This window comes from Sulfurospirillum halorespirans DSM 13726 (genome assembly GCF_001723605.1).
Classification (GTDB): Bacteria; Campylobacterota; Campylobacteria; order Campylobacterales; family Sulfurospirillaceae; genus Sulfurospirillum; species Sulfurospirillum halorespirans.
Map to the genome: position 1 here is coordinate 709,525 of NZ_CP017111.1, position 22,939 is coordinate 732,463.

General features: G+C 42.6%; 20 protein-coding genes. 14 read left to right on the forward strand and 6 right to left on the reverse strand.

The window, feature by feature from the left end; all coding sequences use genetic code 11:
- Nucleotides 1-22: 22 nt before the first annotated feature.
- Nucleotides 23-946 (reverse strand): AEC family transporter, encoded by a 924-nt coding sequence (locus SHALO_RS03585; protein WP_084010682.1) that lies wholly within the window; start codon nt 944-946, stop codon nt 23-25.
- A 131-nt stretch (nt 947-1,077) separates the two neighbouring features.
- On the opposite strand from SHALO_RS03585, the gene SHALO_RS03590 reads away from it, so the two are divergent.
- Nucleotides 1,078-1,560, forward strand: a complete 483-nt coding sequence (locus tag SHALO_RS03590; protein ID WP_069477389.1) for a HugZ family pyridoxamine 5'-phosphate oxidase — start codon at nt 1,078-1,080, stop codon at nt 1,558-1,560.
- Between the two features lie 146 nt (nt 1,561-1,706).
- Nucleotides 1,707-2,261: a GrpB family protein gene (locus tag SHALO_RS03595; RefSeq protein WP_069477390.1), complete on the forward strand. Its 555-nt coding sequence runs from the start codon at nt 1,707-1,709 to the stop codon at nt 2,259-2,261.
- 176 nt (nt 2,262-2,437) lie between these two features.
- Here SHALO_RS03595 and SHALO_RS03600 read toward each other — a convergent pair whose 3' ends face one another.
- Nucleotides 2,438-2,971, reverse strand: coding sequence for a GNAT family N-acetyltransferase (locus SHALO_RS03600; protein WP_238585280.1), 534 nt, complete (start codon nt 2,969-2,971; stop codon nt 2,438-2,440).
- A gap of 171 nt (nt 2,972-3,142) precedes the next feature.
- On the opposite strand from SHALO_RS03600, the gene SHALO_RS03605 reads away from it, so the two are divergent.
- Nucleotides 3,143-3,994: a DUF5677 domain-containing protein gene (locus tag SHALO_RS03605; protein WP_069477392.1), complete on the forward strand. Its 852-nt coding sequence runs from the start codon at nt 3,143-3,145 to the stop codon at nt 3,992-3,994.
- Between the two features lie 141 nt (nt 3,995-4,135).
- Here the strand turns inward: SHALO_RS03605 and thiC are convergent, their stop codons facing one another.
- Nucleotides 4,136-6,004 (reverse strand): phosphomethylpyrimidine synthase ThiC, encoded by a 1,869-nt coding sequence (gene thiC / locus SHALO_RS03610; protein ID WP_069477393.1) that lies wholly within the window; start codon nt 6,002-6,004, stop codon nt 4,136-4,138.
- Between the two features lie 224 nt (nt 6,005-6,228).
- Nucleotides 6,229-6,645, reverse strand: coding sequence for a chemotaxis protein CheX (locus SHALO_RS03615; RefSeq protein ID WP_069477394.1), 417 nt, complete (start codon nt 6,643-6,645; stop codon nt 6,229-6,231).
- Between the two features lie 148 nt (nt 6,646-6,793).
- Between SHALO_RS03615 and SHALO_RS03620 the strand changes: the two genes are divergently transcribed.
- The 8 genes from SHALO_RS03620 to SHALO_RS03655 all read left to right on the forward strand — a co-directional run bounded on the left by SHALO_RS03620 (nt 6,794) and on the right by SHALO_RS03655 (nt 18,943).
- Nucleotides 6,794-8,131, forward strand: a complete 1,338-nt coding sequence (locus SHALO_RS03620; protein ID WP_025343904.1) for an amino acid permease — start codon at nt 6,794-6,796, stop codon at nt 8,129-8,131.
- 122 nt (nt 8,132-8,253) lie between these two features.
- Nucleotides 8,254-9,009, forward strand: coding sequence for a TSUP family transporter (locus SHALO_RS03625; RefSeq protein ID WP_069477395.1), 756 nt, complete (start codon nt 8,254-8,256; stop codon nt 9,007-9,009).
- A complete protein-coding gene (gene uvrA / locus SHALO_RS03630; RefSeq protein ID WP_069477396.1) occupies nt 9,006-11,828 on the forward strand; it encodes an excinuclease ABC subunit UvrA in 2,823 nt (940 codons plus the stop codon). The genes SHALO_RS03625 and uvrA overlap by 4 nt, the downstream gene beginning before the upstream one ends.
- 163 nt (nt 11,829-11,991) lie before the next feature.
- Nucleotides 11,992-13,278, forward strand: a complete 1,287-nt coding sequence (locus SHALO_RS03635) for a cation:dicarboxylate symporter family transporter (RefSeq protein ID WP_069479306.1) — start codon at nt 11,992-11,994, stop codon at nt 13,276-13,278.
- Nucleotides 13,279-13,454: 176 nt separating this feature from the next.
- The gene (locus SHALO_RS03640; RefSeq protein ID WP_084010688.1) at nt 13,455-14,783 is read left to right on the forward strand and encodes a cation:dicarboxylate symporter family transporter; all 1,329 of its coding nucleotides are present in this window, start codon (nt 13,455-13,457) and stop codon (nt 14,781-14,783) included.
- A gap of 128 nt (nt 14,784-14,911) precedes the next feature.
- Complete coding sequence (locus SHALO_RS03645; RefSeq protein ID WP_069477397.1) at nt 14,912-15,721, forward strand: HDOD domain-containing protein; 810 nt, start codon at nt 14,912-14,914, stop codon at nt 15,719-15,721.
- A 25-nt stretch (nt 15,722-15,746) separates the two neighbouring features.
- On the forward strand, nt 15,747-18,404 hold the full coding sequence (polA, locus tag SHALO_RS03650; RefSeq protein WP_069477398.1) for a DNA polymerase I: 2,658 nt from the start codon (nt 15,747-15,749) through the stop codon (nt 18,402-18,404).
- The gene (locus SHALO_RS03655) at nt 18,401-18,943 is read left to right on the forward strand and encodes a manganese efflux pump MntP (RefSeq protein ID WP_069477399.1); all 543 of its coding nucleotides are present in this window, start codon (nt 18,401-18,403) and stop codon (nt 18,941-18,943) included. Before polA ends, SHALO_RS03655 begins: the two co-directional genes overlap by 4 nt.
- On the opposite strand, the gene SHALO_RS03660 is transcribed toward SHALO_RS03655, so the two are convergent.
- Complete coding sequence (locus tag SHALO_RS03660; RefSeq protein ID WP_238585281.1) at nt 18,940-19,554, reverse strand: M48 family metallopeptidase; 615 nt, start codon at nt 19,552-19,554, stop codon at nt 18,940-18,942. The two genes, SHALO_RS03655 and SHALO_RS03660, sit on opposite strands and share 4 nt — an antisense overlap.
- Nucleotides 19,547-20,683, reverse strand: a complete 1,137-nt coding sequence (gene dnaJ / locus SHALO_RS03665) for a molecular chaperone DnaJ (RefSeq protein WP_202968810.1) — start codon at nt 20,681-20,683, stop codon at nt 19,547-19,549. The genes SHALO_RS03660 and dnaJ overlap by 8 nt, the downstream gene beginning before the upstream one ends.
- A 151-nt stretch (nt 20,684-20,834) precedes the next feature.
- Here dnaJ and SHALO_RS03670 point away from each other — a divergent pair, with 151 nt between their 5' ends.
- The 3 genes from SHALO_RS03670 to SHALO_RS03680 all read left to right on the forward strand — a co-directional run bounded on the left by SHALO_RS03670 (nt 20,835) and on the right by SHALO_RS03680 (nt 22,924).
- Nucleotides 20,835-21,338, forward strand: a complete 504-nt coding sequence (locus SHALO_RS03670) for a Spy/CpxP family protein refolding chaperone (protein WP_069477401.1) — start codon at nt 20,835-20,837, stop codon at nt 21,336-21,338.
- 200 nt (nt 21,339-21,538) lie between these two features.
- Entirely contained in the window at nt 21,539-22,507 is a 969-nt protein-coding gene (locus SHALO_RS03675) for an SLAC1 anion channel family protein (RefSeq protein ID WP_145923220.1), read from the forward strand.
- A 24-nt stretch (nt 22,508-22,531) separates the two neighbouring features.
- A complete protein-coding gene (locus tag SHALO_RS03680; protein ID WP_069477402.1) occupies nt 22,532-22,924 on the forward strand; it encodes a DUF6858 family protein in 393 nt (130 codons plus the stop codon).
- Nucleotides 22,925-22,939 lie beyond the last annotated feature (15 nt).

The following is a 22,939-nucleotide window of genomic DNA, read 5'->3' on the forward strand; positions in this document are numbered from 1 at the left end:
AAGCTATAAAAAAAATAAATTTTTAGAGTGAAACGATATGAAAATAGTTCAAAAGATAGCTAATAAACATAAGATAAGGGATGAAAATAAACGAGGTAAAAAACACCAAAGAGGCGACATCGACAGGTTTACAGCCATAAATGGCTGCAACATTGATATTATTGAGTGCCAAAGGCATGATGAGCTGAACCAGTAAGATCGCTGCAACCATTGGCTCGATGGGAAGAAGGTAAAAGAGTATCCAAGCGCTCATCAGAGGTGCAACGATGAACTTCACAAGGTTTACATGTAAAAGCAGTTTATAATTGAGCGTTTTGATCTTGACATTGCACAGATACATGCCAAAGACGATGAGTTGAAGCACGATCATACAGTAGGCACCCATCTCTAACGATTTAAAAATTGTCGGTGGGATTTGAACCTGTGCAAAATTCAGTGCTAGGGCGATAAAAGATGCCCAGATGACGGGAAGTTTGATGATATTGAGCAGGGATGCTTTGAGGTTAGAGGTGCCACCTGAGTAGAAGAAAACACCTAAAGTATAGGTCATAAAGGTATTGGCAAAGCTGATCATGCTGGTGTAGATGATGGACTCCTCACCAAAGAGCGCAATGCCCAGAGGAATACCAAGATTGCCCGTATTGCCAAGGGCTACGGCGATACTCATGATCGCTTTTTCTTTATCGTCCGTAAAAAAAAGTCGCGCAAAGATGTAGCCAAGCACAATCGTCACACATGAAATCAGCACATAATACAAGGGCACTTGCAGTAAAGAAAGTGTTATAGGTCTGGTGGAAAGTCCCCAAAACGAGAAAATGGGGTGCAGAAAATAGACAGTGATGATGCTCATGCCGCGCTCTTGTATCTGCTCTTTAAAAATCTTTTTCGCGATAAATCCAAAGAGGATAAAAACATAAATCGACAAGATCGCAATGGCAATATTCATAGCAAAGACTCTTTACATGTAACGATTTTAAAAAAGAGTATTGTAACGCAAATTGAAGCAAACGGTTTAATTTTTAGGACACTTTAGCCCTTTAGTCGTCGCATGCTAAAATGAAAGTAAAAAGAGAATCCATGAAAGAATTTATCAAAAATATTCAAACTGCCATCATCGGAACACTGGACAAAAACAATCTTCCTTTTTCATCCTATGCGCCGTATATTTACGATGCCAACCGTTTTTATGTCTACATCTCCGACATCGCCACACACGCCAAAAACATTCAAAAAACCCCGAAAGCCTCACTCTTTTTCGTGGAAGATGAGAGTAAAACGGAGAATTTATTTGCCAGAAAACGCGTCTCATTGCAGTGCGATAGCCAAAAAATAGCGCGAGGCAGTGAGCGTTTTGAAGAAGTTTTAGGTTTGTTTACTGAGAAATTTGATGCCAAAATGGTCGTAACATTGAAAAAAATGACCGACTTTAATCTGTACGAATTCAAAGTCAATTACGGCGAAGCGACCTTCGGGTTTGGCAAGGCGTATTTTATCGGTGGGGAAAATATGGACGAACTTGTCGAGCGAACAGGCGATAATCCGCATCACGAGGTGAAGTAAAAAGCTTTACATGTAAAGCTTTCTATCCGAAATTTAGATAAAATTTAACGCATCAAATAAATGGGTAACGGGCAAAAGTTAAAAGTTTAACTCTGACCTTATCTTCTTATATTAGCATATTTTAATTTTAATAAAATGAGGGGAACATGACAAAAGAGGAACTTGGAAAACTGTATCCTATTCAATTATCTGAATATACTACAAATTGGGAACAATTATATGAACAAGAGATCAAAGATTTACAGACAATCTTAGGAGGTAACCTTGCTCTTGGATTTGAGCATATCGGAAGTACAGCTATCCCAGGAATGCTTGCAAAACCGACAATAGATATACTCGTTGACATCCCAGAAGACACAAAACCACGTGAAATCATAGATAAAATGCCAGATAACTATATCCACATGCAAGAAGTAACAAGCTCTATGATGTTTGTTAAGGGATATACTCCAACTGGCTTAGCAAATGAGTCGTTTCATATTCACCTAGGGCCAAAATCTAAACACTTTCTATGGGACAGAGTGTTTTTCAGAAACTATTTAATAATGAATCCAAATGAACAGAAAGAATACATAAACCTAAAAATTAAGCTTCAGAAAAAATTCAAATATGACAGAGAAGGATATACGCATGGAAAAAGCGAATATATAAAGCGTATAACCACAAAGGCGAAAGAGATTGCCAATTCAATTCAAATATGAATTCAATCCTTTTTGAAGTAAAAAGGGCAGGGTTAAACTTTAAACTTTGTGTTTGTCCGTACAAAAAAATAAAGGCTGTTTCTGGAAGATAAAATGTTTTACATGTAAAGATAACAACTTAGAAAAAGTAGCTTCTCTCCTTTCGCATCCTTCTTAACTTTCCCCCCCCTTTTTTTTTATGGCTCTTTCATCGTTTTTTCAAATCGAAAAAAATCTTCATCTTCGGGAAGGTTGTGGTCGTGTGGCGAATGTGTATCGATGTGATGTTTATTGAAGTATTCTACAATATGAAAGCCACATTTATTGACGTAAAAATGGATGTTGCGTTTCTCAAAATAAGGCGTATGTGTTTCCCAAACTTTTGTTTTAGGGTGCCTTTCTTCGATGGCTTTCCATGCTTGCGTACCCATGCCTTTGCCGTGTGCATTGACGCAGATAAAGAAGAAAGAGAGTGCATTGTGTTGGGTAAGTTCATTGATGGTTACGACCGCACCGCCTACTTTTTCCCCGTTGGAGAGTATATGATAAATAACCGCACCCGATTCATTGAAAGAGGCTTCAATATCTTCATCTGAGGGAATCGGACCATCTAGTGTGGAGCCAAACGTTTCAACTACTGCCACAGCAAAGGATGCTTGTAGGTCTTTTTTAAATTTGGGTAGTTCTTCTTTTTTTGCAATAGCCAATGTAACGCTATTTTCAATAGTCATCTTCATGCCCTTCATAAAACTGTTTTACATGTAAAGTTGTTTTAGTGGTATTATAACGCAAGAAGTGTGAGGGAGTCATTGTTTTCAAGAGCTCATTTTTTGATGCGTGAAAAAGTCAAAATCAAGCCCCGACCCCTAAATTTCTAAATTTTCAAATTACAAGGCATATGATTGAATGATCAAGTAAAAACTTGGGCTGTAATTGCAAGTCATTATATTGGGGAATGTTTTGACCACTGTCAACATCTTCTTGATCAAGATAATTCCACTTTGGACTCTTCAGTTAGATTCATAAGTACCCAACTGTATCTTGACTGTCATTTTAGTAGCGAGAGCTCACTTATATTAATACAAGAAGGTAAAGAGTGGGATGCAGACATCATTAATAGATCAATCATCGAGGGAACAGTTAAATATCTTTATATGATCGCATGTGATGATGTATCTAAAAAGGAAAGAGCACATGAGTATTGGTACATTCTGCCAAAATTTTCCGCTATCAAACGACATCAAAGAGCGAAAGATCTTTTAGATGCCATTAATGGTTATGATGATTCAAATTGGCAAGCAATAAAAGAACAATTACTAAGTGAAGAGAAAATTGCTGAGTTTCGGTCTGGATTAAATAGAAATGAACGAAAAGCTATTGAGCAAAAGTGGTCGTTTAGTGAAATAGTAAACGAATTTGCAAAATCTAAGCAGGATGGGTTAGAAATGCTTGTTCATCTTGCATACAACTATGGGATGAGTAGCCATCTTATCCATAAAGACGGCGATGGTGTAGGAATGGTATGGGATCGTTGTATGCGTGAACCAAAAAGACAAATGGCGGTGAAATTAGGTCACAGTTCTAGAATCATCTCTGATATATGCGTATTAAGTAGATTAAGGTCAATGTACTTGATGAAAGCTTGTAGCGAAGACTACAAGGTACTATCTGAACTTGAAACTAAATATAAGCATTTATTTAGTGAACTTGCAATGGCAATTGAGAATTTTAACAAAGTCGAATATGGAACTTAACAAACTAAAGATAAAAGGGTGGGCTATTTTAAATGGTTTTTTATTTTCTCTTTCAAAATTCTTTACATATAAAGTTGTTTTAATGGCATTGTAATGCAGAAATGAGGATTTAAGCCCTTGAACACAAGGGCTTAAACGGTTTTACATGTAAATCTGTCCGCCTGTTTCTTTAAAGTGTTGGGCTTGTTCTTCCATGCCCTTTTCTAGGGCTATCGTAACATCTTCCGCACCAATTTTAGCGGCGTAGTCACGCACATCTTGCGAGATTTTCATGGAGCAGAATTTTGGACCGCACATGGAGCAGAAATGCGCTACTTTGGCACTCTCTACTGGCAAGGTTTTGTCATGGTATTCACGTGCTCTATCTGGGTCGAAGCCTATGTTGAACTGGTCGTACCAGCGAAACTCAAAGCGCGCTTTACTCATCGCGTTGTCGCGGATTTGCGCACCCGGGAAGCCTTTGGCGAGATCGGCGGCGTGGGCGGCGATTTTGTAGGCGATGATGCCTTCTTTGACGTCTTCACGGTTTGGCAAGCCTAAGTGCTCTTTTGGGGTGACGTAGCAGAGCATGGCTGTGCCGTACCAGCCGATTTGAGCTGCACCGATGGCTGAGGTGATGTGATCGTACCCTGGAGCGATGTCGGTGACCAAGGGGCCAAGGGTGTAGAAGGGCGCTTCAAAACAGTCTTCTAACTCTTTGTTCATATTCTCTTTAATCATTTGCATCGGCACGTGACCGGGGCCTTCGATCATCACTTGCACGTCGTGTTTCCATGCGATTTTAGTAAGCTTTCCTAGCGTTTCAAGCTCGGCAAATTGGGCTTCATCGTTGGCATCATAAAGTGAGCCAGGGCGTAAGCCATCTCCGAGTGAAAAGGCGACATCGTAGGCTTTCATGATGTCACAGATTTCCTCAAAATGGGTGTATAAAAAACTCTCTTTGTGATGGTGCAGACACCATTTTGCCATGATGGAACCGCCACGAGAGACGATGCCCGTAAGGCGTTTAGCCGTCATCGGCACGTAAGCAAGGCGCACACCTGCATGAATGGTAAAGTAGTCCACACCTTGCTCAGCTTGTTCGATAAGTGTGTCACGAAACACTTCCCATGTAAGGTCTTCGGCGATGCCATTCACTTTCTCTAAGGCTTGGTAAATGGGCACAGTTCCGATAGGCACGGCAGAGTTTCTAAGTATCCACTCTCTGGTTTCGTGGATGTTTTTACCTGTGGACAAGTCCATTACGGTGTCACCACCCCAACGTGTTGACCAAAGCATTTTCTCGACCTCTTCTTCGATGGATGAGGTGGTAGCGGAGTTTCCGATGTTCGCGTTGATCTTGACCATGAAATTGCGTCCGATAATCATCGGTTCGGCTTCAGGATGGTTGACATTGAGTGGAAGGACGGCACGACCTGCGGCGATCTCTTGGCGGACAAATTCGGGTGTATAAACATCGGGTAAGTTCGCACCAAAATGCTCGCCTTTGTGTTGCGCGCCTAAGAGTTTGTTTTTGCGCGCCTCTTCAAGGTTGCAGTTTTCACGAATAGCGACATACTCCATCTCAGGCGTGACGATGCCTTGACGGGCGTAGTGCATTTGAGTGATGTTTTTGCCACTCATTGCGCGACGTGGTTTTTTGAGGTTAGGGAAGCGTAGGGCGTTCAACTCTTGGTCATCGTGACGCTTATGAAAATAGACGGAGTTAAAATCGTCTAATTGCTCAGTATCATTTCGCTCTTCGATCCACTTGGCACGTAGTGGCTCCAAACCTTTGTGTAGGTCGATTTTGACGTTGGGGTCAGTGTAAACACCTGAGGTGTCATAGACATGAAGCGGTGGATTTTCCTCAAACGTGCCATCGCGAAGCGAAGTCGCATTGAGGGTGATTTCACGCATCGGGACTTGAATGTCTTTGCGTGAGCCTTGGATGTAAATTTTACGAGAACTTGGGAAGTTTTGAATGTATGAAGCATCTATTTTTTCAAGATTGTCGAGTACTTTACTCATGAGTTTATCTCCTTATTTCCTACGCTGGCATTACCCAGATCAGGTTCGTGAAGCCACATTAATGGACTTCTTGGGGTATGATCTCAGCTTTTTGGGCACCCCCACAGACAATGGTAAGAAAGTGATTATACAAAGCTATTCCCAAAAGAGACTTAAGAAAAAACGTTGGGCAGAAGAAAGGGTGTTTTTGTATAAGGGACGTTTCTTTTCTTTACATGTAAAGATTATTTTGCGATAACGAAGGTGCTGTTTTTGATTTGGTAGTGTTGTGTCTCTTGGAGTGCGATGGGAAAGGGTGTGGCGACATTGCCCATGAATTCGGGCACGCTGAGGTGGTAGTCGTTGTGGGGGTATTTCTCTTCCAAGATCACTTTAGCCGAGCCGATGATTTGATTGGCGATCTCTTTGAGCAGATCGTCGAGGTCCTCTTCGCAGAGATTTTCTTCAAAAAGAAGGTTCAGCGCGATCTCATCCAACACCTTTTTTTCAAAAAAAAGATACCACGTATGTTCCATCTCATTTTCGATGAGAGCGATCGCGGAGCCATAAAAATAGCTTCCTAATTCAGACGCTTTTTGTGGAACTTCACACAAAATGGTTGAGCAGAAATTCTCTGTCGCTTGGATCACAGCTTCTTTCATGGGTTTTCCCTTGACGCGAATGGATAAACAATTATAAGTTAAACTCTTTAAATTACGGATTAAATAAAAATTGAGCACTCAAAAGCGTACTATTTTTGCTAAAAACGCTACAATGGCGCTTTGATTTTTTACAGAATAAGGGAATTTTATGCACGCAAAAGGGCTTTCACGAGGTCTTAAAAATAGACACGTTCAACTTATTGCATTGGGCGGAGCTATTGGAACGGGACTTTTTTTAGGGGTTTCTACTACGGTTCAACTCACAGGTCCAGCGGTACTTTTAGGGTATGCGTTGGGGGGATTTATTGCATTTATGATTATGCGTCAACTGGGCGAAATGGTCGTCGAAGAGCCAGTTGCTGGTTCATTTAGCCATTTTGCGAACAAATACTGGCATCCGTTTGCGGGCTTTGCTTCTGGCTGGAACTACTGGATATTGTATGTTTTAGTCGGCATGGCAGAACTGACCGCCATTGGTACGTTTGTCCATTTTTGGTTGCCAAACATTCCGACATGGGCGTCGGCGGCGTTTTTCTTTGTCTTGGTTAACCTTGTAAATCTTGTGAATGTTCGCATTTACGGTGAATTTGAGTTTTGGTTTTCCATCATCAAAGTCGCGGCGATTATCGCGATGATCGCGTTTGGTAGTTACTTGCTGATCAGTGGAAACGGTGGAGAGACGGCTCATTTTAGTAATCTTTGGGCGTTAGAGGGTGGCTTTTTCCCACATGGCATCCAAGGCTTTTTGATGGCGATGGTCTTCATCATGTTCTCCTTTGGTGGACTGGAGCTCATCGGCATTGCCGCCGCAGAGACGGACGATCCAAGCCATACGATTCCTCGCGCTACGAACCAAGTCATTTACCGAATTTTGATCTTTTACATCGGTGCATTGGCGATCTTGCTCTCATTGATGCCATGGATGAATATGACCAAAGACGTGACACCGTTTGTGATGGTGTTTAGCAGTCTCAATGAAAATCTCATCGCGCATGTGCTCAATGCCATCGTGTTAACAGCCGCTCTTTCGGTCTATAACAGCGGTGTTTACTCCAACTCGCGTATGCTCTTTGGCTTAGCGTCACAAGGCAATGCGCCTAAGATGCTGATGAGTTTGAACGCTAAAGGTGTGCCTGTCAATGCCGTGCTTTTTTCAGCGCTCATTACAGGAATGTGTGTTGTGCTCAACTACTTTATGCCCGAAGATGCGTTTAAGTTTTTGATGGCGTTGGTTGTTTCAGCCCTTGTCGTGAACTGGTTTATGATCAGCTTTGCGCACCTCAAATTTCGCTATGCGAAGATCAAAGAGGGAATTGAGCCCAAATTTAAAGCATTTTGGTTCCCGATTGGCAACATCATCTGCCTTCTTTTCTTTGTGATGATTTTGGTCATTATGCTTTTCATCGATGGCATTAACATCTCTGTTTATCTCATCCCAGCATGGATCGCTCTGCTTGCCGTTGGGTATAAACTCTCTCGCAAATAACTCAAAACTCTTTACATGTAAAACGTTTTACATGTAAAGAGCTCTTCCCTTGCTAACCCGCTCTTTAAATGGTTTATTAAGAGGGCTTCGAGTACAATCTAACATCTTAATTTAAAGTTGGCATGGTAATGTTGGTGGGGCTTGCGTTCTTTGGTATTTTAGTAGGATTTTCATCGGGCTTTTTTGGTATCGGCGGCGGTACCATTTTAGTACCGGCGTTAATCTATTTTGGCTATGATATCAAAATGGCGATTGGCATCTCCGTGATGCAGATGATTTTCAGCTCCATGTTCGGCTCGTATCACAACCATAAAGCAGGAAGTTTGGCGCTCAAAAGCGGACTTATCTTAGGGCTAGGCTCCTTTATCGGCGCTGCTTTTAGCGGTATGATCGTCGATGCAATGCCCCATTTAGCGCTTTTAATTCTCTTTGCAGTTATTTTGCTACTCTCTATTTATAAAATGTTTACTGCAAGCCTTGAGCCGCAACTTTGCCCCAACGAATCCACTTTTTTGCTTCTGTTTATCGGAGTGTTTGTGGGCGCTATCTCTATTAGCACGGGGACGGGTGGGGCTATTTTCCTCACCCCTGCACTGGTTGGTTTTTTGGGATGGGACATTAAAAAAGCGGTTGGAACGACCCTCTTTTTTGTGATTTTTGGCTCTATTTCAGGCTTTATTAGTCTCTCCGCACATGGTTATGTGGATTATGCGGTGGGTGCGGCGATTGGTATCGGTTCTGTTATGGGTGTCTATTTTGGTGTAAAACTGTCGCACCGCATTGATAAAAAGATGCAAAAACGCGCATTGTTGATCTTGTATACGGTTATGTTTTTATTAACCTTCAATAAAATTTTAAGTGAGATGAATATCCTATGATAAAAATTTACGGCGCTAGAGAGAATAATCTTAAAAATATCAACCTAGAAATTCCTAAAAACAAACTCGTAGTTTTTACGGGGCTGAGCGGAAGTGGTAAAAGTACTTTGGCGTTTGATACGCTCTATGCAGAGGGACAACGTCGCTACATTGAGTCGCTTTCGTCCTATGCCAGACAGTTTTTGGACCGTGTGGGAAAACCTGATGTCGATAAAATCGAAGGCTTAACGCCTGCTATTGCAATTGATCAAAAAACAACGAGCAAAAACCCACGCTCAACCGTGGGAACGATTACCGAAATTTATGATTATCTGCGTCTGCTTTACGCGCGTGTGGGTAAACAGCACTGCCATTTGTGTGGCAAAGAGATTTCCCAAATGTCGGTAGCTGACATTATCGAGCAGGTCTTAAAACTCCCTCCTGAAACAAAACTTTCTATCTTAGCACCCCTCGTGCGTGAGAAAAAAGGAAGCTTTGCAGACATGATCGAATCGTTGCGTCATAAAGGTTACGTGCGTGCTCTGATTGATGGCGTTATGGTACGTTTGGATGAAGAAGTTGAGCTTTTAAAAACTAAAAAGCATACGATTAAAGTCATTATTGACCGTGTGGTGGTGCGTGAAGAGAACAAAGAGCGAATCGCTACAGACATTGAAAAAGCGCTTTTGGAGAGTTATGGTGAAGTCGAACTGGATATCTCCAATGCCGAAGAAGTAGGGCTTCCAACGTCTCACATTCACTATAGCGAGCATTTAGCATGTTTTGATTGTAAGATCAGTTTTGAACCCCTCGAGCCGCTCTCCTTTTCGTTTAACTCTCCTAAAGGTGCGTGTCCAACGTGCGATGGTTTGGGCATTCGCTACACGCTGGATTTGAAAAAAATCATCAATGAGCATGTGAGCATCGAAGAGGGTGCGATTAAAATATTTTACGGGTTTAACAAAAGCTTTTATGCCAAATTTTTACACGCCTTTTGTGAGGGTGCGGGGATTAATACCAAGATACCGTATGAAGAGTTAGAGGAGTACCAACAAAAAGCCATTTTGCACGGTGGTGTGGAAGATGCGACCTTCTTTTGGAAAAAACATAAACTGACCCGCAAATGGGAAGGTGTGATCAAAATCGCCTACGATATGCTCAAAGATGAAAAAGAGCTCGGTGATTATATGAGTGAAAAGACGTGCGACACGTGTGGTGGGTACCGTCTCAAAAAAGAGAGTTTGGCGGTTCGTTTGGCAAAGAAAAATATCGCCGATATTTTGGAGCTTCCGATCGATCAGTGTTTAGCTTTTTTCAAAGACGAGAAAAACTTTGCTTCGATGAAAGCCCAACACAAGATGATTTCGGAGCCTATTTTAAAAGAGATTAAAGAGCGTCTTTACTTCTTATTTGATGTAGGTCTGGGTTATATCAGCCTTGGACGCGACGCACGGACGATCAGCGGTGGTGAGGCACAACGGATTCGCATCGCTTCGCAGATTGGTAGTGGATTGACTGGGGTTATGTATGTTCTAGATGAGCCCAGCATTGGTTTGCACGAGCGCGATACGCTTAAACTCATCCGAACGCTTCGCAGTTTGCAGAAAAAAGGTAACTCGGTTATTGTCGTTGAGCATGACAAAGAGACGATTAAAACCGCAGATTTTATTGTCGACATTGGTCCTGGGGCTGGAAAGTTTGGGGGTGAAGTGGTCTTTCAAGGCACCAACGAAGAGCTTTTAAAAAGCAATACGCTCACCGCGCAATACCTCAATGGCACGAAAGTGATTAATTACCGTGAGAACCGAAAACAGACGCGTTGGATCGAGCTTAATCATGTCACGATCAACAATATTCAAAACCTTGATGTCAAAATTCCACTGGGAAATCTTGTCGCCATTACGGGTGTGAGTGGGAGTGGTAAGAGCTCACTGATTCTTCAAACCCTGCTTCCTGTGGCAAAAGAGTATCTGAACCGTGCGAAAAAGGTGAACAAAGTTGCAGGCGTTGAGTGCATTGGACTCGATCAACTCGATAAAGTGATCTATCTGGATCAAAGCCCGATTGGAAGGACGCCTAGAAGTAATCCTGCAACGTATACAGGCGTGATGGATGAGATCAGGGCTCTGTTTGCGAAAACCAAAGAGGCGCAAATTCGTGGTTACAGTGTTGGTCGATTTTCGTTTAACGTGAAGGGCGGACGTTGTGAGAAGTGCCAAGGTGATGGCGAAATTAAGATAGAGATGCACTTTTTACCCGACATCATGGTCAAATGTGACGTCTGTAAAGGCCATCGCTACAACGCGCAAACCTTGGAAATCAAGTACAAAGGCAAATCCATTTCGGACGTTTTAAGTATGAGTGTTGATGAAGCGTACGAGTTTTTCAAAGCAATTCCTAAAATTAACCAAAAAGTGCAAACGTTGGCAGATGTTGGTTTGGGCTACATTACCCTAGGTCAAAATGCGGTGACCCTCAGTGGTGGTGAAGCACAACGCATCAAGCTTGCCAAAGAGCTCAGCAAAAAAGATACAGGCAATACCTTGTACGTTTTGGATGAGCCAACGACAGGTTTACACTTCGCCGATGTCGATAGATTGGTCAAAGTGTTACATCATCTCACAGATATGGGTAACTCGGTTTTGGTCATTGAACACAATATGGATGTCATCAAAAATGCAGACTATATGATCGATATGGGACCAGAGGGCGGAAGCTACGGAGGGCGTATAATCGCGATGGGAACGCCATTTGAAGTCGCAAGAGATGCTGAGAAATCTGAAAGCTATACGGGAAAATTTTTAGCAGTTGAATTGGAGTCAGAAAAGAAAAATCCTTAAATGTTTCATTTAGTAACGCTTTTTAAGTGAAAAAAACCTATGAATCTCTTTACATGTAAACCTACATAAGTTAGACATATCTTTTCATTATAATCGCTCTATCTAAAAATTCAAAGGATGTTTCTTGGAACAGGTTACGAGTGTTGTAAAGAAAAAAGACTGGATGCACTACACGATTAAAAGTTTAGCGTTCTGGGTTGTATTTGCCATTATTGCAGGTATTGTTTTTGGTATGGTTGACCCGAAAATGGCAGTTTTAGCAAAACCGGGTATTGATTGGTTTATCCAAATCCTCAAATGGCTTGTTGGTCCGATTATCTTTTTAACGATTATCTCAGGTATTGTAGGGCTTGAGAGTCTTAAAGAAGTAGGCTCTATTGGACTTAAAGCGTTTATCTATTTTGAAGTGGTCAGCACCTTTGCACTTGCGATTGGTGTACTTTTTGGTAATTGGTTTGGTCCAGGAAACGGTATGAACCTCTCGGTTGAGTCGTTAGATCCTAAGAGTGTTGCGAAATTTACCAACGTCAACCAAGATGTTGGCTCATTTATGTCCATCCTCAAAGGCGCCATTCCTCACGATCCTATCACGCCATTTATCAATGGAAATACACTTCAAGTGCTCGTAATGGCGTTGGTTTTGGCAATTTTAATCTCTGCTTTTGGTGGTAAACATAAACCAACCATTTTAAAGCCTCTGGAAATTGCACAAAACTTCTTTTTCAAAATTCTAACCATTTTGATGTGGTTAAGTCCTATTGCGAGCTTTAGTGCGATGGCGTTTTTGATTGGTAAATTTGGTATTGCCTCTCTCATCAATATGGCAAGTTTACTCGGGGTTATGTTTATCTCCGTTCTTGCCTTTATCTTTGGTGTGCTTGGTATCATCATGGCAATCTTTAAGATCAACATCTTCAAATTTATGCGTTTCATCGCTAAAGAGGTCTTGATCGTTTTTGCAACCTCTTCAAGTGAATCAGCGCTCGCGCCACTCATGAAAAGACTTGAAGCAGCAGGTGTGAGCAGAGGAACGACGGGGCTGGTTATTCCTACAGGCTATTCGTTTAACCTTGATTGTACGAACATCTATCTCTCCTTGTCGATCATCTTTATCTCTCAAGCGTTTAACATTCCATTAACCCTTGCAGAAGAGCTTTCGATCATCTTCATCCTTATGGTCACTTCAAAAGGTGCTGTGGGTGTGACAGGTTCTGGCTTTATCGTGCTTGCAGGAACCTTATCAGCAATGGGTGGCGCAATTCCTGTGGTTACCGTTGCGGTTCTTTTGGGCGTGGATAAGTTTATGAGCGAGATGAGAGCGGTTGGAAACCTGTGTGGAAACGCAGTGGCAGCCGTTGTTGTCGGTGCTTGGGATAAACAGATCGATATGGAAAAATTCAAATATTCTCTTGATCATCCAGAAACGGTTGCAGACGCGATTCCTGGTTGATACTTTTTGAAGCGAATGTGGATTTTCCGCATTCGCTTCCTCTCTCTTTCGCTTAAAAATCTCATTAAAATCCCCTCTGCTGTGTCATAATTAAAAAAAACGACTCTTCCCAATCTTTACATGTAAAGGGAAATCTTTGTGTGTGCTGGTTCAAAAGGGTATTAAAGGCATTTTAATTGGAAACACTCACTGAAAAAAAAGTGACCCGTAAAGATTGGACACACTATACGATTAAAAGTTTGGCTTTTTGGGTGGTTGTGGCGATTATCTCCGGTGTGACGCTTGGTATGGTTGACCCTTCTCTTGCGGTAAAAGCAAAACCGGGAATTGATTGGTTTATTCAGGTTTTGAAATGGTTGGTGGGACCGATTATCTTTTTAACGATTATCTCAGGCATTGTTGGGCTTGAGAGTCTTAAAGAGGTTGGCTCTATCGGGCTTAAGGCGTTTGTCTATTTTGAAGTGGTGAGTACGTTTGCGCTTGCCATTGGCGTGCTCTTTGGAAATATTCTCAAACCAGGGCATGGAATGAACCTTAGCGTTGAGTCTTTGGACGCTTCGAGTGTGGCGAATTTCACAAAACCAGGGCAAGAGAGCGCAACGGCGTGGAGCATTTTAAAAAGTGCCATTCCACATGATCCGATTACTCCATTTTTGCATGGCAATACCCTTCAAGTTTTGGTGATGGCGCTTGTTTTAGCGATTCTGCTCTCTGCGTTTGGTGGCAAATACAAACCTATCATTTTAAAACCACTGGAGCAGGTGCAAAACGTTTTCTTTAAAATTTTAACGCTTGTCATGTGGCTAAGCCCATTAGCGAGTTTTAGCGCGATGGCATTTTTGATCGGTAAATTTGGCATTGCTTCTTTGATTGGTATGGCAAGTTTGCTGGGCGTTATGCTGGTTTCGGTTTTGGTCTTTTTATTTGGTGTTCTTGGCATTATCTTGTGGTTTTTCAAAATCAATGTCTTTAAATTTATGCGTTTTATCGCCAAAGAAGTTTTAATTGTCTTTGCAACCTCTTCGAGCGAATCGGCATTGGCACCGTTGATGCGCAAACTAGAAGCAGCGGGGGTGAGTCGCGGAACCACGGGACTTGTGATTCCCACGGGCTATTCGTTTAACCTTGATTGTACCAACATCTACCTCTCGCTCTCCGTCATCTTTTTAGCGCAAGCGTTTAACATTCCTCTCACGCTCTCCCACGAGCTTTCCATTATCTTTATTTTGATGGTTGCGTCTAAAGGTGCGGTGGGTGTTACGGGTTCAGGCTTTATCGTGCTTGCAGGCACGCTCTCGGCGATGGGCGATGTGATCCCTGTGGTGACAGTGGCAGTACTCCTTGGCGTTGATAAATTTATGAGCGAGATGCGCGCGGTCGGTAACCTGTGTGGTAACGCCGTGGCGGCGGTGGTCGTTGGTGCTTGGGATAAACAGATCGATATGGAAAAATTCAAATACACACTGGATCACCCCGAAAGCGTTGAAGACGTCATTCCTCTGTAGTCGCATGCAACGAATTGGAGTTCTTGCGACGCTACGGTTGTAAGAACTCTTCTAGGCGGCTTCTCTCATTAGCTTTTTAACTAAAGCGCGCTATAATCTTTACAAATTCATTAAAGCGAGATGACATCATGCTTGAAGAGATAGCTGAGCGCATCAAATCACTTCCACCCCTTCCAAAAAGTTTCCATCAGATGACATTGATCTGCAAAGATCCCGATGCCAGCGTCAACGACCTTTCCCGTGTGATCGAAGAAGATCCGATGATGGTCGCGAACCTTTTAAAGGTAGCGAATTCGCCTCTGTATGGTTTTAGACGCGAAATCAAGAGTGTGGTGCAAGCCGTCGGTCTTTTTGGCATGTCCACAACCCGTTCTTTGGTCATGGATATGTCGATTAAAAAACTCTTACATGTAGACATGGCGCCCTATGGCATTACGCCTGAAGAGTTCGCTTCCATCTCTAGTTTGCAAAGTGCCTTGATGTTGCAGTGGTACGGCAAAGTCGATGCAAGCAAGGTTGATCTTCTATTCCTTGCGGCGCTTTTGCAAGAGACGGGCAAAATTCTCATCGCCGATGAGATCGCCAAAAATAATGAAACCTATCAATTTCGCTCTGAAATAGAGAGCTGTAATAATATTGCCGATGTCGAGCGTATGTTTGTGCGCATCACCAGCAGTGAAGTAACCTCACGCATCTTCAAACACTGGAAGTTTGATAAAACGATGGTCGAAGCGATCGAATACACCGATGCGATTGGCGCAGCACCTGAGGCGATTCGTCCGTACTCTTTTGCGCTCAAAGTGGTTAAAACCGCGATTCCTCTCAACGCACCACTCAGTGAGCGCAGTGTGAATATGGCGCTGAACCTTTTAGAAAAAGAAAAATTCGACCAAACGCTGTTTCTTGGCGTGGTTCAGTCCCTTAAAAAATCCTACTAAACTCTTTACATGTAAAGGCGCTTTTGTGAAAACACTTACCATCATTGATACTTTTGGCTTTTTTTTTAGAAACTACTTCGCACTTCCTCAACTGCGCAATTCCCAAGGCTTTCCCACAGGACTTTTGACGGGATTTGCCAATTTTATCTACGCGATTAAAAACGAGCATGACACCGATTATCTGCTCTTTGCACTGGACAGCAAAGGCAAGAATTTTCGCCATGAGATTGATCCTAATTACAAAGCCAATCGCCCTGAAGCGCCGGAAGATTTAAGGCGCCAGCTTCCCGTTGCGATTTCGTGGATCGAGAAAATGGGCTTCAAATGCTACAACGAAGAGGGCTTTGAAGCTGACGATGTCATTGCCTCTGCGGTACGTTTTGCCAAACACCATGACATCAAAGTGCGCATCGTCACGCACGATAAAGACCTTTATCAGCTCATCGATGATGGCAGAGTTGTCATCTACGATCCGATGAAAAAGATGGAGATCGATACCGAAAAATGTTTTGAGAAATTTGGCGTTTATCCGCATAAAATCAATGACTATCTAGCCCTCGTAGGTGATGTTGCCGACAATATCCCTGGTGTGAAAGGCATTGGACCCAAGGGTGCTAAAAAACTTTTGGATGATTATGACACGGTGGAAGGCGTGTACGAAAACTTAGAGCGGATCGGAAATCCTCGTGTGCAAGCGATGTTGGAGGAAGGGCGCGAAAATGCCTTTTTGAGCAAACAGTTGGTGCGTTTGGATAACTCGCTTAATATCGCCGATAAGTTTGAGTCGTTTCATCTTCCATGCGATAATCCACTGCTTGGCATTGTCGATGAACTTGAAAAATACGAACTGCGCCATATGCTCTCACGCGTACGAAATGAAGCTTTACATGTAAAACCCAAAGAAGCGGTGAAAACGGGCTTTAACGCGATTTTGCTCGATGATGCCAAGATGCTGTTTAACACCATCGAAGGCATTGAAGACGATGCTATTGTCGCCTTTGATACCGAGACCAATGCACTGGATGCGTACAATGCAAAGATCGTAGGATTCTCCTTTGCGATCAATCAGGATGAAGCGTACTACGTTCCCATCGCGCACCACTATTTGGGTGTGGGCGATCAGATCAGTTTAGAAGATGCAAAACGTGCATTGACACAACTCTTTACCCATAAAATCGTAGGACAAAATCTCAAATTTGATCTTGCTGTCATCGAAAACAATTTTGGCATCCGCGATGTCGCGATTTACGCCGATACGATGCTTTTGGCATGGTTACTCAATCCTGAAACCAATGTGGGGCTTGATACGTTGGCTCTGCGCTTTTTCAACCATGCGATGGTGAAGTTTAAAGAGGTCGTTGCCAAAGGTGAAAACTTTAGCAGCGTGCCTTTGGAAAAAGCGTGTGAATATGCCAGTGAAGATGCGTGGATGACGCTCAAACTTTACCACAAACTCCAAGAGATGTTAGAGCCGCATCTGCTTGATCTGGCAAAATCGGTGGAATTTCCGTTTATTAAGACCTTGATGAAGATGGAAAAAGAGGGCATCAAAGTCGATGCGCCTTATTTTGAGACACTCTTAAAGCGAACCGATCATGCGATTGAAGCGTTGAAAGTAGAAATATTTGCCCTGTGCGATGCCACTTTTAACCTCAATTCTACGCAGCAACTGGGAGCTGTTTTGTTTGAACAACTGGGGCTTCCGACCGTGAAAAAGACCAAAACAGGTTACAGTACCGATGAAAATGTGCTCAATGAACTTCTGGATAAACACCCCAGTATCGCGAAAATTTTAGAATACCGAGAGCTTTATAAATTACGTTCAACCTACATTGAACCATTGCTAAAACTCTCAAAAGAGTCCCCCGTTGGGCGCATCCACACTTCGTTTATGCAAACGGGAACCTCCACAGGAAGGCTGAGTTCTAAAGATCCCAATCTTCAAAATATTCCGGTTAAAACCGAGCTAGGACGCGAAGTGCGTGGCGGGTTTATAGCCAAAGAGGGGTATAAACTGATCGGCATCGACTACTCACAAATTGAGCTCAGGCTTTTGGCGCATTTTAGTGGCGATGAAGCAATGGTAGAAGCGTTTCGCTCCAACAAAGACATTCACAAAGAGACGGCACTCAAACTCTTTGGCGAAGAGGACGCGGCCGCCAAACGTGGTGTGGCAAAAAGCATTAACTTTGGACTCTTGTACGGCATGGGCCCCAAACGTTTGTCGGAGACGATTGGCATTAGCACCAAAGAGGCAAAGAGTTACATTGACAGCTATTTTGCGACGTTTCCAACGATCAAAAATTTTCTTACGGCGATTGCAGAAGGGGCTAAAAAAGAGGGATTTGTTCAGACGCTGTTAGGGCGAAAACGCTATTTTGACTTTGAACACGCCAATGGCATGCAATACGCAGGCTACCTTCGCGAAGCGGTTAATACCGTTTTTCAAGGCAGTGCCGCCGATCTCATCAAGCTTTCGATGAATAAAATCATGACGACACTCGTGGATGATGAGGCAAAACTTTTGCTTCAAATTCACGATGAACTGATTTTTGAAGTCAAAGAGGAGAGGGCAGAAGCATTTGCCGAACAGGCACAAAAGGCAATGGAAGAGATTTACGCGCTTAAGGTGCCACTCAAAGTATCGATTGCCATAGGCAATAATTGGGGAGAACTGAAATGATCGAAGTTTTACTGTTAGCTTTTGCCTTAAGTATGGACGCTTTTGCGGTTTCCATCGGTCTTGGGGCAAAACAAAATGGTCATACGACCAAAGCACTAGCCCTTAAAGCAGGGCTCTTTTTTGGCATTTTTCAAGCACTGATGCCACTCATTGGTTACGCAGGTGGAAAAGGTGTGCTTGGATTTGTAAGTGAATACGCGCACTACATTGCCTTTGGACTCCTGCTACTCATTGGTGCGAAGATGATCTACGAAGGGCTCAATGAAGGCGTTGGCGAAGAGCTTGCAAAGATTACCAATAAAATCATGCTCACCTTAGCAATTGCCACGAGCATTGACGCAATGGCGGCTGGTTTTAGTTTGATGCTTTTAGATCTCAATCCACTGCTCGCCTGTGGCATCATCGGCTTGACCACTTTTATCATCAGCTTCATCGGTGTGCATGTGGGAAAACTAACGGGAACGTGGTTGGAGAGCAGAGCGGAGATTTTTGGTGGTGTGATTTTGGTGGCGATTGGATTTCGAATTCTGTTTTTTTAAGAGAGTGATGGCGAGTAATTTTTCAGGATTTTCTCACAACTTTTATATTCAGGCATAAACTCACCCACGCAGTTCCAAAAAGCTTTTTGGTGGTGTTTGTGTTCGATGTGTGAGAGTTCGTGAATGACGATGTATGTGATGCACTCAAGAGGGAGTTGAGCAAGGCTTAGGTTGAAGCTAAGCTCATTGGTGTGGCTGCAACTTCCCCAGCGTCTTTTGGCTTTTCGAAAGCGGATATGTGTGGGTTTTACGCCCATTAAAAAGCTCCACTCTTCCACCAAGCGTGTCACCAAGGGGATGCTTTTTTCTCTGTAAAAGGACTCAGGTGTTTGGTTTACATGTAAAAGAATCGGCTCTCCCAAATAGAGCACTTTCCCCTCATTTTCAAACAGCGATGCGAGTGTTGTGCGCTCTTTGGCCGCTTTCATTTTTGCAAAGATCCAGAGCGCTTTTTGCATCACTAAGGTATGAATGTAGGCTGTATTGGAGGAGGGGGTTTTGACGATGACCCCTTGGATGGGGTCTATCTTGATGTAGAAGTTTTTTAGACGCTTGTTTGTGATGATGGAGTATGAAAGTTGTTGCCCTTCATACTCTAAAATGTTAGTCAAACCAGCTTTTGATTTTATCGAAGACGCTTTCAAATTTTTCATCTTTGTGTTTGGTTTCAATGCCAAATTCTGCTTGGAGTTTCTCAAGCATCTCTTTTTGCTCTTTGGTCAGCTTTTTAGGGTAGCGAATCGAAATTTGTGCGATCATGCCACCTAGTTGATGGGTATGCACATTTTTGACGCCCTCTTTTTTAAAAATAAACTGCTGTTTATCTTTCGCGCCCAAAGGAAGTTCGAGTTCGGTTTCGCCACGAATCGTTGGAATTTTGATCGTTTGACCTAGGGCTACTTGGGTGAAAAAGATGGGGACTTCGATGTAAATATCATCATTATGGCGTACAAAATGCTCATCTTCTTTAACATGCACTAAGATGTAAAGATCACCGCGTGTTCCACGCTCATCGATGTTCCCTTTGCCTGCTACGCGAATGCGGTTGTTGTTATCGATGCCCTCAGGAATGTCGATGGTGACTTTATCGTCCACTTGACTAAAGCCTTTGCCGTTACAGCTTGGGCATGGATTGGTGACAACGCTGCCTTTACCATTACACGCAGGGCAAGTTTGAGAAAAGGTCATAAACCCTTGTCGATAAAAGACTTGTCCTTTACCTTTACACTCTTTACATGTTGCCTTAGCTTTGTCTTTGCTTCCGGTACCATCACACGTCTCGCAGGGTTTTTTATAGGAGAAACTGACCTCTTTTTTGCATCCAAAAATGGCTTCATTAAACGCTAGCGTGACTTCAGCTTCGAGGTCGAGGTTGTATTTGCGATTTTGTTTTGATCCACCGCCACCGAAACCACCGCTGCTACCAAATCCTCCGCCAAAGACAGACTCGAAGATGGAGCCAAGATCACCCATGATGTCTTCATAGCGCATATCTGAGAAGTGGCTAAAGCCTTGGGAGTCGAGTCCTGATTTACCGTAACGATCATACGTGGAGCGTTTTTGCTCGTCACTTAAGACTTGGTAGGCTTCATTGATCGCTTTAAATTTCTCTTCAGCCTCTTTGTCACCTTGGTTGCGGTCAGGATGGAATTGCAACGCTAATTTTCGGTATGCTTTTTTAATCTCTGCAGCATCTGCAGATCTACTTATTTCCAATATTTCGTAATATTCTAGATCCACTATTGTTCTCTTTACATGTAAGATTTTGAAGATCACGATTCTACCAAATTCTAGTTTAAATTTTGGTTGTTAAGGTAGGTTAACAAATGGTTAAAAGCTCGTTAAGACCAGAGGGGTAGTATTTCATCATAAAACTTTTAAGGAGTAGATTATGAAAAAAACAATCTTAACACTAGCAACGTTGGTTGCGCTTGGAACGACGGGTGCTTTTGCTTATGGCATGAGTGGTAACTGCCAAGAGATGCAGCCTGGTATGGGTATGAATGGTGGCAAAATGATGCTAGGACAAGGAATGCGTGGTGCTAAAGGTGATATGATGGGCATACCGATGCTTGAAAAACTCAATCTTACCGATGATCAAGAGCATAAACTCGATGTTTTACGCAGTGAATTTAAACTCGAAATGACAAAATTACGTGACCCAAAAATGATGACTAAAATGCAAGATCTCATGAGTGGTGAGAGCTTCAACAAAAAAGAGTTCATTAAACTGAACAATGAAATGCACGAAAAAATGGTAGCCGTTCAAGCCGATCACATGGAAAAAGTGTTTAACATTTTAACCAAAGAACAACGTGCTGAACTTAAAACATTGATGAGCCAAAAACCTAGCAGACCCGCTCCTGGGCAAGCACCTGCGCCTGTCAGTAAATAAATAGCCCTTATTAAGATCCTTAAGACCTCCTCCTCGGAGGTCTTTTTCTCAATCTCCTTTACATGTAAACTCCTTCTACTTCACACAATTCCTTTTTTTTACTTTAGACAAAACAATTGACTAGGATTATTTAGCTCTTTATGTCTGCCTGCTTGCTATAGTTACATCAAAATTTATTAATATAATAATAAAGGATAATTATGGAAGTGATGCAAGAAGTGGAGCAAAATAGGCTCAAATTTTTCCCCATTATGATGTACGCAACGGTTATGGGTATGAGTGGTTTGACCATCATGTACCAAAAAGCTGCCCTTTGGCTAGGCTTTTCAGCGTTGATTGGCGAGGTGTTAATGGCGATCACAACACTGCTGTTTGGTGTGATCAGTGTGATTTACATCACAAAGTTTTTGAAGTACCGTGCTGCTGTTAAAAAAGAGTTTAGCCATCCGGTGCGTATTAATTTTTTTGCAGCGGTTTCAATCTCTATGCTTATGTTGGCGATTATCTACAAAGAGCATTATCCCTTTGTGGCAGCCTTGTTTTGGTACCCAGGTGCGGCGCTTCATTTTTACTTAACGATGCACACGATCTCGTTTTGGATCAACAACAACCAAGAGTTGGATCACTCCAATCCTGCGTGGTTTATCCCCATTGTGGGCAATGTCCTCATTCCTGTGGCAGGTGTTGGGTTTGCAAGCCAAGGTGTGTTGCTCTATTTCTTTAGCACGGGCATCTTCTTTTGGGTGATTTTGTTTGCTATTTTGCTCAATCGCATCATTTTTCACCACCAGATGGCAAACAAATTTATGCCAACGATGTTTATTCTTATCGCACCACCTGCGGTTGGGTTTATTGCCTATGTGAAGATTTATGAGGTGGTTGACACCTTTGCGATGATCTTATTTAATCTCGCACTTTTTTTCACCTTCTTGATCGCCTTTATGTATAAAAATTTTATCAAAATCAAGTTTTTTATCTCATGGTGGGCGTTTGTCTTCCCTGTGGCGGCAATGGCAATTAGTACGATGCTCATGTACCAACAAACGCAAGATCTGCCCTTGTTGGTGCTTGCGTATACGATGATTGCGCTCACAAGCGTTATTATCACGATCGTCATTTATCAAACGTTGATTCACATGCAAAAAGGTGACATCTGCGTTCAAGAGTAAATTAAAATTCCAAAGGAAAATTCAATGCAAAAAACAATTTTTATGGACAAATACCCACTCTATTCGCTGATCATTCAAAAAAGTGAGACGGGTTATGAAAACGTTGGGCAGATCATTGCCTATTTTAAAGAGAAGATCAGTGAGCATCCTATCGCAAAATTTATCGCGGTGTTTGACCATTATGCGCATACAAAATCCTTAGGTGGTGAGATCATGGAAGGGCTCAAAGATGCTCAAAATATCATCTTCTGCTTTGGTCCGATGATTCCTAATACCAAAATCGTCGCTGTGCGCCCTCGCAGCATTGCCGTTTGCGAATTAGAAGCCTCTTTTATCATCGAATTTTTAGAAGCACCCAAAGAGGAGATGCACGCCTTGATGGAATCTTGGACAAAAGCGCTTGTTGAAGTTAAATAGTTCTATACTCTTTTA